Origin of the sequence: Parachryseolinea silvisoli (genome assembly GCF_021190955.1) — a bacterium.
In the GTDB taxonomy this organism is placed as follows: domain Bacteria; phylum Bacteroidota; class Bacteroidia; order Cytophagales; family Cyclobacteriaceae; genus Ohtaekwangia; species Ohtaekwangia silvisoli.
Window position 1 is genome coordinate 2,221,133 of record NZ_JAIOAO010000001.1, and the last position, 16,539, is coordinate 2,237,671.

General features: G+C 47.0%; 11 protein-coding genes and 1 tRNA gene. All 12 read right to left on the reverse strand.

Annotated elements, in window-relative coordinates:
* Nucleotides 1-10: 10 nt before the first annotated feature.
* A complete protein-coding gene (locus K7P01_RS09190) occupies nucleotides 11-1,756 on the reverse strand; it encodes a pilus assembly protein (protein WP_267292098.1) in 1,746 nt (581 codons plus the stop codon).
* Between the two features lie 177 nt (nucleotides 1,757-1,933).
* Nucleotides 1,934-3,085, reverse strand: coding sequence for a T9SS type A sorting domain-containing protein (locus K7P01_RS09195; protein WP_267292100.1), 1,152 nt, complete (start codon nucleotides 3,083-3,085; stop codon nucleotides 1,934-1,936).
* A 104-nt stretch (nucleotides 3,086-3,189) separates the two neighbouring features.
* Nucleotides 3,190-4,668: a hypothetical protein gene (locus tag K7P01_RS09200; protein ID WP_267292102.1), complete on the reverse strand. Its 1,479-nt coding sequence runs from the start codon at nucleotides 4,666-4,668 to the stop codon at nucleotides 3,190-3,192.
* Nucleotides 4,669-4,893: 225 nt separating this feature from the next.
* Nucleotides 4,894-9,132 (reverse strand): hybrid sensor histidine kinase/response regulator, encoded by a 4,239-nt coding sequence (locus tag K7P01_RS09205; RefSeq protein WP_267292104.1) that lies wholly within the window; start codon nucleotides 9,130-9,132, stop codon nucleotides 4,894-4,896.
* On the reverse strand, nucleotides 9,129-10,901 hold the full coding sequence (locus K7P01_RS09210; protein ID WP_267292382.1) for a response regulator: 1,773 nt from the start codon (nucleotides 10,899-10,901) through the stop codon (nucleotides 9,129-9,131). The genes K7P01_RS09205 and K7P01_RS09210 overlap by 4 nt, the downstream gene beginning before the upstream one ends.
* Nucleotides 10,901-11,527 carry a hypothetical protein gene (locus K7P01_RS09215; protein ID WP_267292106.1) on the reverse strand — a complete coding sequence of 209 codons (627 nt, stop codon included), beginning with the start codon at nucleotides 11,525-11,527 and terminating at the stop codon, nucleotides 10,901-10,903. The genes K7P01_RS09210 and K7P01_RS09215 overlap by 1 nt, the downstream gene beginning before the upstream one ends.
* Complete coding sequence (locus K7P01_RS09220; RefSeq protein ID WP_267292108.1) at nucleotides 11,517-12,065, reverse strand: hypothetical protein; 549 nt, start codon at nucleotides 12,063-12,065, stop codon at nucleotides 11,517-11,519. The genes K7P01_RS09215 and K7P01_RS09220 overlap by 11 nt, the downstream gene beginning before the upstream one ends.
* Before the next feature lie 54 nt (nucleotides 12,066-12,119).
* On the reverse strand, nucleotides 12,120-12,431 hold the full coding sequence (locus K7P01_RS09225) for a hypothetical protein (protein WP_267292110.1): 312 nt from the start codon (nucleotides 12,429-12,431) through the stop codon (nucleotides 12,120-12,122).
* Between the two features lie 320 nt (nucleotides 12,432-12,751).
* Nucleotides 12,752-13,399, reverse strand: a complete 648-nt coding sequence (locus K7P01_RS09230) for a response regulator transcription factor (protein ID WP_267292112.1) — start codon at nucleotides 13,397-13,399, stop codon at nucleotides 12,752-12,754.
* Between the two features lie 109 nt (nucleotides 13,400-13,508).
* Nucleotides 13,509-14,708 carry a PAS domain-containing sensor histidine kinase gene (locus K7P01_RS09235; protein ID WP_267292114.1) on the reverse strand — a complete coding sequence of 400 codons (1,200 nt, stop codon included), beginning with the start codon at nucleotides 14,706-14,708 and terminating at the stop codon, nucleotides 13,509-13,511.
* Nucleotides 14,709-15,445: 737 nt separating this feature from the next.
* Nucleotides 15,446-16,159 carry a PAS domain-containing protein gene (locus tag K7P01_RS09240; RefSeq protein WP_267292116.1) on the reverse strand — a complete coding sequence of 238 codons (714 nt, stop codon included), beginning with the start codon at nucleotides 16,157-16,159 and terminating at the stop codon, nucleotides 15,446-15,448.
* Between the two features lie 301 nt (nucleotides 16,160-16,460).
* Nucleotides 16,461-16,534, reverse strand: a tRNA-Asn gene (locus K7P01_RS09245).
* Between the last annotated feature and the right edge of the window lie 5 nt (nucleotides 16,535-16,539).

Below are 16,539 nucleotides of genomic sequence, written 5' to 3' on the forward strand. Positions count from 1 at the left end.
GTATGCCCGTCTATTTGGTTTCCGTAAACCACTGAACGTCCCGGAAAGTCGCCGTTTCACCGGACGTTAATGACGTACAATAAATTTCGAAATAGTCGCCAGGCCCTATATCTGCTAAGTAGATTGTCGTCGCAAATTGATACGGATCACTTGCCGTTGTAAGGCGAAGATCGGTTTCACCATACCGCGTCGTCGTAACGCCATTTTTGACAATGGCGATGGATATGGTTCGGTTGTTAGCGGGCACCGTTATATTACCCGTAATAATGGCCCAACCATCACTTCTGTTTACGGGCTGATAGGTGATTCTGTTTGTGCCGATGGTCCATTTCGTAGTGATCGACGTTTGCGTACCGGCAGTCCAGTTGGCTTTATACCACGTTCCCGCAACCGCAATGCTTGTGGTTGCAACGTTGTTACTGACGTTAATCCGGCTATTGGGATTTCTATCTTGTCCGCCCGAGTTATTCTTGATGAATGTATTGGCATCCCTTCCCGACGCCAGCGTAAAATCAAAACCACTCATAAAAGTGCCCGTGTTGTTCCAACTGTTATTGGTTACAAAAACACGAGAGAGGGAGGTAAACGTGGCGGGAACGTAGTTTATTCCAATCTGTCCACCGCTATTGTTATAGAAGCCACAGTTCAAAATGGATACTACTGGATTGGTCCCCGACAGAAGGTTGATCCCTTTTCCGCAATTGATAAAGTCCGTCTCGGAAATCTTGAGCGAAACCCCGCTTAATCCGCCGGCTGCAATTTCAACGCCGGCCGTTGTAGCATTCAAAATATCAAGCTCAAAGATCCACACCTCGACATTGCTCAGCGCCACGATGCCCTTAGCAAAACCATCAATGGTACAGTCCTTTACTTCATAGTACTCATTCGCACTGGTTAGATGAATCGCATCAATACCAGAGACGCCACCGGCATCGAACGCCAGCATTTTAAAATAGGTTTCAGTGGCACAGTCAAACATACTACCCGACACGCCTGCGCCGGCTGTAATCGTTGCGGCGCCGTAGCTGCTCCCCTGAATGGTTAGGGGAAACGGCAGATCGATGGTCTGGGTTGCGTCAACGGTGTAGTCGCCCCCTACCAATCTGACAACAGAAGGCTGTTCCATGTGCACGTCCAAAAATTCTATCATTTCCTCGATTGTCGTCCAACTTCCGGTTTCAGATACGTCAAAGACATTATCTACTTTGCCTTCACTTAATTTTATTAGCCAGTCGCCCCCGGAGGCCACATAGGTCTTAGAGACCCAGCGGAAGTGCTTGGAGATCACCGTACCGTCAATCGTGGAAGCGCCCGCCGGCACCACGTCTACCTGGTGTATGTGCGTACCGACGTTTTTGACCGTGATGGAAAGGCCGTCGTCGGCAGCAGTAATCGCCGGAAGTGTCAGTGTAATATCGTTGCTTGCGATGATGAACGTTTCGCTTTTAGCGATTGCACCGGTGGCTGTCTTGACTGTAAGACTAGCCTCACCGAGGTTGATAAACGGAACCCATTGCGTCCCGTTCCAATAATAATACCCATCCGCTACTGCGCCCCCGCTGCTGTAAACAAGCATTCCCGAGGGTACAGTGCCGGTCAGTGGCGTGACAGCATTCAGATCGTTTAATGCCACCCGCGGTGGCAGAAATCCTTTATTTGTGCTTTCCAGCTCCAGAAGCGAATTGGCATCAATCGTCGCGGAATTGTCGCCTATTTTAACCTGCGCATGGACCTGGGCTGTTAAAGAGCATATCAAAAAACTAAGAAGAAAGATTTTACTTTTCATAGTCACTAATTCACATGTTCATTTTATAAGAAATCGTAGTGAGCAAAGTTCGGAATCATCAGCCTCTAATAAATCAGTGAAAAGCTGACCATTGGAAAATCAGGCTTTATCAGGTGTGATAAGTGCATCATTCACACCTATCATTCACTATCGTATTACAATTACCTGCTGAAAGTTTGACTGAGCAGTGAAGGCCTTTAACATGTATGCCCCGGCTGGTGACCGGCTCAGATCGATGGTGTAAACACGTGTACCCACTGCTACGACGGTACTGAATATAACTTTTCCCGCAAGGTCGGAGATTGTGACGGAGGCCTCGCTTTTAAGCTCGCTAATGAAGTCGAGGAACAACTTACCATTTGTCACCGGATTTGGGTAAGCCTTTAGCCCCGGAGGGCCCTCCTCCAGCTGCACCATCCGGATACCCAAAAACTCGTCGGTGCCGTCCAGGTCGGTTTGCTTTAACCTATAGTACGACTTACCCGGGAGGGCGTTGAGGTCTGTGTAGCTGTACTCCTGAACCATGGAACCCGTCGGTCCGGCAGCCACGGTGTCGATATCTACAAAATTGACGCCGCTCTTACTTCGCTGAACCGTAAAATAATCGTTATTCTTCTCCGACGCCGTAATCCAATCAAGCTCGACATACTTGTCGACGCCCTTCGCCGTAAAGCTTGTCAATTGAACCGGAAGCGGCGCATTATTTCCCGATACGGCCCACGGAGAAAACGTTGTTACACCCGGAACCGTCACGCTCGACGCGCTACTGGTCTGGCCGGGAAGCGGAGCGTCCCAGGCATTGGTTGTGCTGTTCCAGCGCTGCGCGCGCAGCGTCGTGACGGTGCCTACTTCGGCGGGTGCAGCTTGAAATGTTAACGTTGCGGTGCCACTGGGCCCGTCTTTGTCTATTTGCCAGAACCGGTCTACCGTGTTCGCGCTGTTATCCATTCCCAGTATATCCACATGCGTTACGGTGGCGGGGTAGGGTGTATTGTTGGCAGCCGTCGGATAAGTAGAAACCGCCACATGTCCGATGTCACCTGCCGTAACTTGTAAGGTAAACGGGACATATACGGAGCCGGCCGTGACAAAAGGGAACACATGCGCAGTAGTGTTCGTGCCTATGTTCCACTTCAGCTTACTCATGGTATTCGCCTCGATCTTAATGTAACCACTGGTTCTGGTAATGGCGTTCGCAGCAGAATTCTCAACCACCACGTACCCGCCATTGGTGATATTAATAAAAGCTCCGTTGTCCAGTATTAACCGTGCCTGGGAAAACCCATCAACGCCTGCCAAGGTGATACACAAACCAAAAAGCAAAAACCTATAACTATTGCGATAAGACCTGACCATATTTTCAATTTATCAATCTGATAACCCCTCTCCTGCCGACTAAACGATCAATTTATACGGTACCAGTTACTACCATCCGATTGAATCGTTATACTACTGTTGGCAGGAATGGTGGTCACACCCGAATTCGTAAAATCCCGATAGCTGCTGATCGTTCGCGCGCCGTTGGTTTGGTTCACGATTATATACATTCTCCGCGCATTACTCGCGGCGGCGGCGGGCAATGTCACAGAGGGTGTACTGCCATTGTTCAGAATCACTGTATAGTGTGTTGCGTTTAGCGTGATATTCGAGCCCGTTATTGTTATCGCAGAAGCTACCGACCCATTGACGTCCAGGGTTGAGTTGGGACTGGTTGTGCCGACGCCCACATTGCCGGTGCCACTGATCCGCATGCGTTCATCTGACGTCGCGAATCCGCCGGCGAAAAAACGAATAGGCTTTGCCGCGGTACCATTACCAATCACAAAATCATTTCCGGTAGCATAGAGATAGGCCGTGTTGGCGCCGCCCAGGACCGGAAGACTGGTGTTGGTATAAGACCCTGAATTAATACCCAGGTCGATGTAATTAGCCGACTCAGTTCCATTGTTCGCCGTGGCGACAACATCCGAGCTGGCACTTCCGGTGGCGGAGCTATTCTGAACGTTGATCTGAAGATAATTGTCAATGCTACCCTTTCCTGTCATCAGGTTGTAAGACGTGGTAACGCCGGCATCGATCAGCAATTTCTCGGGATTGGTAGCATTAAAAGAGTTAGATCCCACGGCCATTCTTCCACTTTGCAGGCGCATGATCTCCGACATTCCGTTAATATAGTGGTAGCTTTTAAACACCATCGGCTCATCGCCATCATCGCCTATGACGAATTCAAACCCACCGCTGTTACTGCTACCGGTAGAGCCGAATTCAAAAAAGTCTGTGCCTGCAGAGCTTCCCTTGATCCTGAAATTCCCATCCGTATCCGTGTACATCTTTGGTTTATAGAAGTTGGCCGCGGCAGCTTCGAACTGCAAGGCTGAACGCACATAGGTCACTTTTTCGGTCGCGTTATCATAATCCGGATATCCCTGCGTTAATCCCAGGGTTCCACGATTTCCGAATTCTAAAAAGGAGTTGTTAAACGACTTAAAAATGAGCGCCTTGTCATCGGTGGTCCCGATGAAATTGGTGGCCGGGTTTAATCCCGAATTTCCAGTGAGTGTCCAGGCCGTATTGCTGGCTGTTGAAAAGACAACCCATATCGTGCCATTCCAATAATAATACCCGGGCACCACATTGTTCGGGGCGCTCCCTGCCGTGGCAGTGTTGTACACCAACAAACTTGTAGCGGGAGAAGTAATAGGACCGGCGGCATTGGTAGCTGTCAATGCCACCCGGGGAACCAGGAGGCCTTTGCTGGTCGAAGCAACATCGAGAATAGCGGACGCATCCGGAGCCGCCCCCGTTGCATTAATACCTACGTTTTGTGCATGCGTATACCGAGCTATCACCAGGGTGATCAGCAAGATTAAAGTCCTTTTCATGATGATAATTTTTGGCCCGAGGGCATTCCTCAAGGTATCGAAGGGGCCAATAAAAAAAATCAGCAAAAAGCTGATTCGGGAAAAATCAGGCATTAACAGGATATACTGTAAAATATACACGTGGCTATCAAAACCTTTCTGAAAGCTTTTATGCGTGCATACTATTCGTTGTTGCAACAAGGGACAATAGCCCTAACGTGGACGCACACCATGCATTGCCCCGTCCTACTCCTCCTCGACTTTCCGATGTATAAATTCATAGCCCTTTTCCAGGGCAACAATGACGGCTTCCAATTTAATGGGTTTACTGACATAATCGTCCATTCCGGCCTGCATGCAGATCTCCCGATCCCCCTGCATGGCATTGGCGGTCATCGAGATAATGTAAGGTTGATGGTATTGTTTTGCCCTGATCAGCCGTGTTGCCTCCAATCCGTCCATTTCCGGCATTTGCACGTCCATTAAGATCACGTCATAAAATTGCTCATGAAACCGCTCGACCGCCTCCAGGCCATTGGGAGCAATAACGATCTCCATATAGCCAAGTTTGTTCAGTACCCGCGTTGTCAGTTTCTGATTTACCGGATTATCTTCCGCAACGAGAATGCGGAGCGGATACCGTTCTGCAAACTCTGTTGAAAGCACCTGTTTCGACTTCTTTTCTTCCACCAGTACTCCCTCGTCACCCGTGCGGAGAACCGAATGAAGTACACGGCTAAATTGCTGCTGCTTCACGGGCTTATTGAGCACCGCCGCGAATAGGTCGGGGTGGTTCTTTTTGCTTTCATCACCAATAGAGCTTAGTAATACAACCGGCAAATACGCATGGTTCGCTTTAATCAGATTTGTAAGCTGAACACCATCCATATCCGGCATTTGCATATCCGTGATGACAAGGTCAAAGTTTTCACTACTCTCCAGGATTTGCAAGGCCTCGGCTCCGGAAGACGCTAATGTCGGTACCAGCTTCCATTGCTCGAGTTGGCCTTTCAAAATGTTAAGATTGGTTCTGTTGTCATCGACCACCAATACCTTCTTTCCTTCGTTACCGGTGATGTTGGTATGTACATACTGACGGATAGATTCCTGACTCACCTCGCCTTTTATCGTAAATCCAAACGAAGTGCCGACACCTACTTCGCTTTCCACAGCAATAGAACCACCCATTAATTCCACTAATCGCTGGCTGATCACAAGCCCTAACCCTGTGCCGCCATACTTGCGTGTGGTGGAAGAATCCACCTGCGAAAAAGCTTTGAACAACCGCGAGAGTTTATCCGGCGGCACGCCGATCCCCGTATCTCTTACGTGGAAGGCCAGCTCAATATGGCTGTGATCCATTTTCAACAGCTCGATGCCGACGAAGATCTCGCCCCGGTCTGTAAACTTCATCGCATTACCGATCAGGTTGAGCAATATCTGCCGAAGCCGGTGACTATCGCTTATAATTTGTGCCGGGATTTGATAATCGATCTGGTACACAAGGTCAAGTCCCTTTTGCGCCGCCTTTGTCGAAAAGACATCCATTACCTCTTCCACACACTGCCGTAAATCGAACGTGTGACTATCAAGCTCCAGATTGCCCGACTCTATTTTAGAAAAATCAAGAATATCATTGATAACCCTGAGCAGGGCTTCGCCGCTGCCCCTGATCGTATCGGCATATTCTTTTTGTTCTGTCGTAAGAGGAGTCTCCGCCAGCAATGACGCCATACCCAGCACGCCGTTCATGGGCGTTCTGATTTCGTGGCTCATGGTGGCCAGAAATATACTTTTGGCCTGGTTTGCTTTCTCGGCTTCACGCCGCGCGTTTTCTGCTTCCTCACGCTGCTTTTCAAGCTCATTGTTGATCTGTTGCAGAAATATCGTTTGTCCCTGCAATTGCTCGTTCAGCGTTTGCATATCCTCGGTCTGCGCGACCAATGCCTCTTTCTGCCCCATTATTTCTTCCGTGCTCTTTTGGATCTGCTCTTCCAGCGTCGCTTTCAGTTTTGCGGCATGTCGATTTCGCGCCATCACGAACGAAGCGATTCCCCCCACGACAACCACTGCCAGGAGGGTCCGGAACCACCACGTACGCCAGTAAGGCGGTGTAATAACAATTTTAACAGCGGCTCCTTGTTCGTTCCAAACACTGCTGTTATTGGCGGCAATCACCCGGAACCTATATTCTCCCGGAGCCAGGTTGGTGTAGGTTGCTTTCCTTTCGTTTCCGGCTTCGATCCATTCGTCCTGAAATCCCTCCATTTTATACCGGTACCGATTTTTGTCGGCTTCAAGATAATTCAACGCCGCAAACTCGAACGAAATAACATTGTCGAGATAACTTAGCTCGATCTCTGACGTACACAGTATATTTTTCTTCAGAATCTCATTTTCGCCAATCATGACCGGCTTGTTCAAGACCCTAAAGCCGGTAATATACACCGGTGGCTTGATTGTATTTACCTTCATGCTATCTGGATGGAACAGCGTAAAGCCTTCAGTTCCACCAAAAAGCAGCTCACCCGTCGAGAGCTTCGCAGATGCCCACCGGTTAAATTGGCTCCCCGGAAGGCCATCATGAACCGTGTAATTTTTAAAATTATTATGAACCGGATCGAAACACGTGATGCCGAAATTCGTACTGACCCACAATTTACCCGCCCCGTCCTCTTGTATACCGACAACAGCTTCGTTCGGCATGCCGTCGTACACATGATACGACTTAAACGTTTGCGTCGCCGGATCGAAAAGATTTAATCCGCGATATGTCCCTACCCAGATCCTCTTTTGCGTGTCTTCGAAAATAGTCGTTACGAAATTATTACTTAATGCGCCCGCTTCGGCACTTGCTTTAAAATGCGTAAAGATGTTCGTCGCCGGGTCATACCGATCTACCCCGTTCCCCTCGGTGCCAATCCATACGAGCCCGTTCGAATCTTCCAGTAGATAGGCTATCCCGGAGCTGGCGATTGAATTAGTATCGTCCGGATTATTCGTGAATCGCGTGAAATCGTCCGTCTTGCGGTTGTACTTGCTAACACCATTGCCCCATGTGCCCACCCAGATGTCGCCGTTTCGCATCCGGCGGATATAAAATACATTGTCATCACTTAACGAGTTTCCTTTCGAGGGGTGATGGCGATACTTTTTTACTTTTTTCGTAGCGCGGTTATAATAATTTAATCCTCCACGCCACATCCCCAGCCATAAACCTCCGTCGGCATCTTTTTCAATGGCCAGTATTTTCTTATTTGTAAATATATCTCCGTATGACGTAAACTGGTTCGACTTCCTGTCGAGATAGCTCAGCCCGCCGCCATCCGTAGCAACCCAAAAATTACCATTCTTATCTTCCTCGAAGTGAGACACGACGTCATTACCGATACTATTGGCACTGGAGGGATCGAACTTGTAGTTATTGAATGAATACCGGTTTTTATCGTAAACATTCACCCCGGCATAGCGCGTTCCCAGCCACAGGCGATCGTTTACATCAATCATCAACACGGAAATGGTATTGTTGCTGATGCCACTGCGGTCCCGGGGATTATGATCATACAGCGCGAAAGAATCCTCTACGGTATTCATTCCTATTAACCCGCCGTCTGTACCGATCCACAATTTCCCGGCAGCGTCCTGCGCGATGTGGTATATGTAGTTATTGGATATACTGGCCGTATTTGCGTCGTCGTGCACATACCGGATAAAGCCCCGGCCGGCCGGCATTTTTTTATTCAGGCCGTTATCCATTGTACCGACCCATAATGTTTGTTCCTTATCGACAAACAAACATGTTATGGCGTCGCTGCTAAGGGTGGTCGGATCATCCTTACGACTTAAAAAATTTGTAAATGTTTTTTGATCGGGGTTCAACAAGCTGAGTCCCTTGGCTGTTCCAATCCATAGCTGGTGCTGACCGTCTTCAACGATCGCCTTTACAGAACTGTTAACCAGCGACTGGTCGTCGCCTGCTTTATGGAAAAAATGCTTGAATTTTTTCGTTTGGGGATCATATAAATTAAGTCCATGCTCAGTCCCCACCCATAAATTACTTTTTGAATCGATAAAGACGCACTTCACCATACCATTGCTAAGGGATCCAGGATCATTCTTACGGGAGATATATCGTTCGAACCGATCCGCTTCCCGATTATAAAAATTCAGCCCCTCTTTTGTGCCGATCCACAAATTGTTATTTATATCGCCAACGATACTGGTAATGCTGTTGTCGCTGATGCTCGTGGTATCCCGAATGTCGTTTCTAAAAACCCGAAAGGTATATCCGTCATACATGTTCAGACCGTCCTCCGTACCAATCCAGATAAAGCCGAATTTATCCTGCCCCAGGGCGCTGACGTTGCCTTGTGACAACCCCTCGTTCACGGACAGGTTTTCGAACCTCATAGTATGGATCTGTGCCGTGCCCGTTCCGGAAAACAGCAAGACCATAACAGCGAAAACAAAACCGAACTTCATCATTTTTTTGCCTTTACCTGGAGTGCCCATTTTTCCAAAATAATAACCAATTCTTCGATGTTCACGGGCTTACTGATATAGTCGTCCATTCCCGCATTTATACACTCTTCGCGATCGCCCTGCATGGCGTTCGCCGTCATCGCGATAATGATCGGCTGATTGGTAAGGCACAATCGGATCATGCGTGTTGCTTCAAGGCCATCCATCTCCGGCATTTGGATATCCATCAGGATGAGGTCATACTCCACACGACTTACTTCCTCCAATACCTCTTTGCCATTCATGACGGTATGGGGTTTATAGCCAAGTTTTCCAAGCACACGGATCGCCAGTTTCTGGTTCACCACGTTGTCTTCGGCGATGAGTATGGTAAGGGGATATTTTATAGCAAAGTCACTGGACAATTTCTGTTTTACGATCGCCTTTTCTATACCCGCGATCTGGCTTTCATGGATGAGCCCGGTTAGAAGGTGTTGGGCGAGAATATTGTGGCGAATAGGCTTCGGCACCAGGGAGCTCAGGATTTCCGGGTGCTGCTTGCTGCCTTCGTCGTTCACGGCGCTGATCAGGATGATGGGAATCGCCGGATAGAGCATCCGGATAGTTTGCGAGAGCTGCATACCATCCATTTCAGGCATTTGCATTTCTGCCAACACCAAATCGATTCCTCGCTTCTCCGATAAGATCTCCAGCGCCTGCGCGCCGGATTCCGCCAAAATCGGAACAAGCTTCCAATTTAGTAACTCTTGCTGGAGAACATTTCTCAGCGTTAGGTTATCCTCTACAATCAATACCTTTTTACCCTCCACACCCATCATCTCGACATGTATCCGCTGAGGCTCCGTACTGACGCTCACCAAAATATTGAACCGGACTACAGTCCCTTCGTTGATCCGGCTATCGATGGTAAGAGCCCCACCCATGCTGGCCACTAACCGGTTGCAGAGAAACAGCCCAACGCCGGACCGCTGCGCGCCGGCCTGCGAAATGGAATGCATTAAAAATTTAACCTCGTTCGGGGGGATTCCGATTCCAGAATCACGTATCTCAAAACCCAGGTCCAGTATCCCCGCCTCCTCGCCGCGAATCCACACCTCAATATATATCTCACCACGGTTGGTAAACTTGACAGAATTCTCCAAAAGATTCATCAGCACCTGCCGTAAGCGAGCGTCATCTCCCACAACATGCGCGGGTATCTTGTTCTCCAGGCGATAAATCAATTCCACATCCTTCTGCGCCGCCTGGCTTGCAAATACATCAAAGACCTCTTCTATTGCATTTCGCAGGTTAAAATCCTTATTGGAAAACTCATCTGAATTGGACTCAACTTTCGAATACGCCAGGACATCGCTCAATAGAATATCGTTGATAACCGTTAACAGATTCTCGCTACAGCTTCGTATCGTTTCGTTGTACTCTACCTGCTCGGGTGTAAGCGGTGTTTCTGAAAGCAACGAGACCATCCCGATAACACCGTTCATGGGCGTCCGGATTTGGTGATTTATCGTGGACAGCAACTTCTTCTTCGCGGAATCAATTTCAGACGCTTTTTCGAGCGCCTTCTTTTCCCGCTCAGCGGCGTAGGACCAAAGCTCATTCTTTTCCACAAGCAAACGCTGAAGCTCCAATTTCTCATGCGTCAGTTGCTTTATCCTTCTCCAGAAATACACCAGCACTAAAAGTACAAACACGACTATGGTAGTCACTTTCGCCCACAGCGGTAACACCATAAACACGTCGATTGTCTTTGGAAAAGTATACGCCAGCATCACAAGTCACCTGTTTTTTTTCCTTCTATTGTAAAATTAAAACCTACCAGAAAATACCGTCCCGCATTCTGAAGATTGAAGCCATAAATAGGAAATGTCCAATTTCCGGATTCAAAGCCGATAAAAGCCCCCGGGTCTGCCACAGTGTCGCCTTGACGCGTGAAATGCGTCAGCTGCACGCTGGGTCCGAAGTAGAACCAGCGCACCGGGATATAACCTAGCTCTGCCCAGCAATACAAAAAATTCGCATCGCTGGTCTGGCTCGATAGCGTACATTGAGATTGGGAAGAAAAGAACCAGTCGCGGTATTCACCGGTCGTCAAAAAACCCAAAGACCCCCCTTTCAGTTCCCCTGCTACAGCACCCACGAACGGCGTAAGGGTGTAAGAACCGAATTTATTCTCTTGCTCAAACGTACGCCCGACATTGAGCGAGTATGTATCGATCTCCTCGTAATTAAAGCGGGCCTCGGCATACCAATTTTTCGCATTCTGAAAATGGACGACGGGCATAAAGGTCGCTGTATTCTTATCCCTCCAATAATATTGCTCAAGACCGGTTTGGGCAAATGAGTGTATCTCCTGCGCAAAAACAAAAGCGGCAACAAGCAATACTTTATTTCTCATTGTCAATTATTATTAGCTCAGATGTGGATAGTTTATTCAGCAACAAAATATCCTTCAGATGAGGGTTCCAATAAAAAAGCAGTACATCAATCGGGCGCCATAAAAGCACCCAGCTAAAGATATCCAGGCTATTGCCAAACGCTGTGTGGAAATGATTCTCCGGATCTAACAAAAGCGGCACGAACCCCTGGCATACAAGCACGACCACCAGACTAACAATCAGTAACAGCCAGCTTCGGCTTCTGAATTTTTTAAACTCCTTCTCCCGTATCTGTTTCTTTTGCAGGTAATGTCGCCTGATGGCATACATCAAAGGCGCCGCAAACTGCTTATCAACTTCGCTCGTGCATGTAAACTTATAAAATATGGCCGTATAGCGTTTCGCAGGAATTACACACGTTTTGATATACTCCTCCAACTGATGACTCAGCTGACGCTTATAAATTGGAGCGGGATCATGAATATTAAAATAACTATTGATTGTTTGCCTGTCAACGGTAAGAAAAATATCAATTTTATCGAGTACCTCATCTTCCATATATATACAAATACTGTCGTCCTCTGCATCATTGTTTTAAGGGCGGCTCGGCGGTTATGCATTTTTAAGACTTTGAACGATGCCTTTACATATTCTATTTAACAACGTAATGTTCGCAGGATCGGTGACATTAACTTTTAACTTACTCACGGTGTCGAGGAGCTCGACGTCTGCCAGCATCTCGAGTGTAGGCTTGATTTTATGGCATACCCCCTGAAAAAGTCCTGCGTCATTGCGCTGCGACGCTTCTTGCAATACTTGCTGCATTTCCACAAGGTTATCGATCATCGAATCAATCAGCTCTTGTTTAAATTCTTCATCGCCGTCTGTGTACAAGTCAAAGTCAATAAAAAGGGTTCTTGACACAGAAGATCCGGAAATTTCATCTGGAATCATTTGATAAGTATTTCGGTATTCCAAAGGTCTCCATTTGACGGATTGGAGGAATCAGGAAAAAGCTGATTTCCGAAATATCAGGAATGCTGACAGAATCAAAAAAAACCGAAAACACGAATATTTGGATTGCCTGTAATGTCCCAACGGCGTGTACGGCCGGCCTATAATTTGGTAATCGCCCACTTCACTTGATTTAACACTTATTGTATCACCCAACATTAAACGTGTTAAAAAAACACAAACAAACGCCCCCGCAGCGGTGTGGCTGGATAGTGTGCGGACACTATTCACTAAATGAGCTTATGCTCTATCGCATACTTTGTCAGCTGCGCTGTATTCGAGAAACCCATTTTGTCCTGAATGTGCAGCTTATGCGTTTCAACCGTCTTTATGCTGATGAAAAGCTCCTCGGCGATTTGCTTCAGGCTCTTTCCGCTCGCAATTAAAACGAGAACTTCATTCTCGCGCCGGGTGAGCTCCCTCGACTTTTTAGTGGGAAGCCCTCTGCCTTCGGTTTTTCTGAGATAGAAGTCTTCGAAAACAAGTGACATAACCTCCTGGCTAAAGTATCTGCCGCCGTTATAAACGGTTCGTATCGATTGAAGCAGGTGATCCTGATCAACATCCTTCGGCAAATACCCATCTATACCCGACTCTACCCCCGCCGTAACGAAATCCTTCGTCACTTCACTTGAGATCAAAATAACCTTCGCATCCGGATTTTGCTCCTTGATCCAACGGGTTGCTTCTATACCGCTCATTCCCTTCATGACAATATCCATGAGGTATACATCGGGCTGCAGTATATCCGGCAGATTGATTGCCTCCTCTCCACTGCTAATACTTGCGAGCACTTCAATATCAGGTGCTGTATTCAACAGCGATCGCAAACCATGTCGTAAGAGACCATGATCGTCGACAATTACAACTTTTATCATTTTTTGCATCTATACAACGAATTGCTTAAAAATCATTCCCATGCTACCGCGTCGTCCGCGAGTATGCTATATACATGATCTATGTTTTACGCGAGCCCGGTATCGCGCTTCATGCCGATGCGGAGACCGGGTAACGCGGTTTGTGCATTCGCGGCAAGGTAACGGTAAGCTCGGTACCTTTTCCGACTTCACTTTTTATATCGACGTATCCATGAAGCAAATCCACCGCCTTCTGTAATATCGACAATCCTAACCCGGTCCCCTGAATAGCGTTTGCATTACTGCCCCGGTAGAATGGTTCAAAAAGTTGCTTCATGTCCACATCTGGAATTCCGATACCGTAGTCACGGACGTTGAGGGTCAATTTCTCATCATCGCCGGCGAGTGTTAAGTCAATATACTTCGCGCCAGGCGAAAATTTAATTGCGTTTGTCAACGTATTGATGACGATGTTTCTGAGCAGCTTCTCATCCGACTCAATCGTGTCGAATAAAACATTATATATCAGTCTAATCTTATGGGTACCACCCGTATTCTGCTCAATCTCGCGGCTTAGGCGCCTGAAAAAATCGCGAATGTCGACTACACATAATCGTACCGGTATTTTTTCGCCCTCAATCTTTCCGATCGTCAATACATCATCGAGTAAATGGGTCATGTGAGCAACTTGTTTCTCAATTTGGATAAGTTTCTGCTCAACCTCGAACGGCATGCCCGGCGGCATTAATTTCTTGATAAACTCCGTGGCCGAGGTGATTGTCGACAACGGCGTACGGAATTCGTGGGAGGCTATGGAAACGAACTTGCTCTTCATATTGACCAGTTCCTTTTCTTTTTGTAAGGCATGATTCAGCTCACGTGTCCGATCTTGCACCATCTTTTCAAGGTTTCGCCTATATTCTATAAGCTCGGTAATATCCTGTGCGACAAAGATGGCTCCATTGATTATCTTCTCGGGGTCTCGCCTTGGAAAAGCACTTAGCAGTAATACAAGTCTCTTATCATTTTTTGTGAACACGGGCAATTCAAAATTGCTAATGGCATCGCCTTGCAAGACACGCGCGATCATGTGTTCTGTCGCCGCCCTATTCTCTATTCCAACGAATTCATTGACCCAACGTTTGCCCAGAAGGTCCAATTTGGTCATTCCAGACAGGCCAGAAATCACCGTGTTCCATTCGTTAATGTATCCGTTTCGATCGATCCCAAATATCGGAACGTTGGCATTTTCAATCAGACTTGCCAACTCTCTGGCAACTGCCGTAAACCTGCTTTCTAACTCTCTTTGCTGGGATATGTCAAACTGCATGAAATGATTTCTTTTAAATTTGCTCACGTCATTAAACACACCATCTTACATAATTTAAACAGCATACTCTCTGACGTACTGCAGTTACCAGAATAAGATGCTTAGTGAAAGTATATAACTGCCGGAGCTACGTGTCTCATACGCATTGATATCAACCAGTGAGTCGCCAAGACAGTACAACATCGGCATCAAATCCATGGAGCTCATGTAAAAAAATACTCGTCTACAGCCCGAAACAAATCGGACGTAAGGTTGGCCCTACGCATTTCTTCTTCAACTAACGCAGCGTATGCGGGCAATCCTTCTTATTATGTATCGAAGATCATCTTATTGAAGATAAGTAAACTGCGCGCTTTTTGCAAGGAGTCACTAAAGCGAGACCGGATTCCCATCACTTTTCACCATTATTTATTGTACCCATTTTCATGCCGCATATACTCCCCGCCACTGTATCGCTACTGTGCTGTAGGAAAATCATCTATTAATAGCTAATCGGGCGACAATTGCACGAGATGACGCACTATCACCGTCACTTCAACACTTGTGAAGCACGAAAAAAAATCAGTGAATTAATAACACGAATAAATTTGCCCTGTGATTTAAACACTTATGAATTATTACAAACAGTAGGGCATACTCATACATAACGATTGGCTGCGCATAAGTGTAAAGGATACAGAATTAATAGCCCTGTGAGGCATCGTGATTTAAAATAATGACAAGCGCACTACACGCGGTCAATACCGCGTGTAGTAACTATTCTCGGAAGGTATTCCACCCCCTATGAGATGGTGACTGAGCAAGTCCGTAACATCCTTAACAACCGTATAGAGGTCCACCGCACTTGTGTTGATCGCCGATTGTCCTACCGTTGAGTATTTCAGGATGTCGTTTATCAGAAGACCAAATCTCGTCACCCTGTCCTTTAGTATATTGATATTGATGCTCCCATTAGATAAGGACAGTTCGGTGTCTTCCTGCAGCCAAAGAATAAGATTGTAGATTGCCTGTAAGGGAGCCTGAAGCTCGTGCGATGCCAGATACTTCAATTGGTCCGGTGCCGCGCTGTCATTAAGACGCTTGGTATACATGGCAATTTTCTGTTCGGCAATCGTTTTATCGGTCAAATCACGGAGAAGGATAATTTTAGAAAAAGTAATTCCATCCGGATTCCGAAATTGCAAACAAGAGTACGAGCAGATAAAACTTTGCCCATACCGTGTTATAAATGTATCCTCGCAGTTGTACAAATGGCTGTTCATACCCATCAACCAGATTATTTTTTCCGCATTGCCGGGATATGCATAAAGACTGCGTATATGTTTTCCTTTTAATTCCGACGACGAGGAAAAGCCGAGCAATTTTAAGGATATATCATTTCCGACTTCAATACAGTTGTCGGCATTAAGAACAAGCAACCCGTCCACCAGAAGTGAGATGATATTCTCCATCAGTTTACCTGGTACAAATAGGTCCGTCGATTGAATCTGCATAGATATTCCTTGTTATAGGCGGGCGCAAACAAAAGTGCACCTTATTGCGACTATTTACATGAGGGAAAACCTGATTCGATAAAAATAAGGACGGGGGGGGTGCCGCCCTGTTACAATCTATTTCCCCGACTTCATGGCGGTGCGTTTTGGCTGTAAGACCGGACCACGTCGGCTAACTTTTCCGGGAGAAGAGATTATCGGCATAAAAAAAACCGCTTAAATGTTTAAGCGGTTTTTTGATGTTCTGGACTTGCCAGGGCTCCTCCTCTTGGACTTGAACCAAGGACCCTCTGATTAACAGTCAGATGCTCTAACCAGCTGAGCTAAGGAGGAATGTT

Coding starts and splice junctions, on each gene's coding strand:
- K7P01_RS09205 (WP_267292104.1), bottom strand. CDS start 9,132: ATGATGAAGTTCGGTTTTGTTTTCGCTGTTATGGTCTTGCTGTTTTCC.
- K7P01_RS09210 (WP_267292382.1), bottom strand. CDS start 10,901: ATGCTGGCGTATACTTTTCCAAAGACAATCGACGTGTTTATGGTGTTA.
- K7P01_RS09230 (WP_267292112.1), bottom strand. CDS start 13,399: ATGATAAAAGTTGTAATTGTCGACGATCATGGTCTCTTACGACATGGT.
- K7P01_RS09220 (WP_267292108.1), bottom strand. CDS start 12,065: ATGGAAGATGAGGTACTCGATAAAATTGATATTTTTCTTACCGTTGAC.
- K7P01_RS09215 (WP_267292106.1), bottom strand. CDS start 11,527: ATGAGAAATAAAGTATTGCTTGTTGCCGCTTTTGTTTTTGCGCAGGAG.
- K7P01_RS09235 (WP_267292114.1), bottom strand. CDS start 14,708: ATGCAGTTTGACATATCCCAGCAAAGAGAGTTAGAAAGCAGGTTTACG.
- K7P01_RS09200 (WP_267292102.1), bottom strand. CDS start 4,668: ATGAAAAGGACTTTAATCTTGCTGATCACCCTGGTGATAGCTCGGTAT.
- K7P01_RS09240 (WP_267292116.1), bottom strand. CDS start 16,159: ATGGAGAATATCATCTCACTTCTGGTGGACGGGTTGCTTGTTCTTAAT.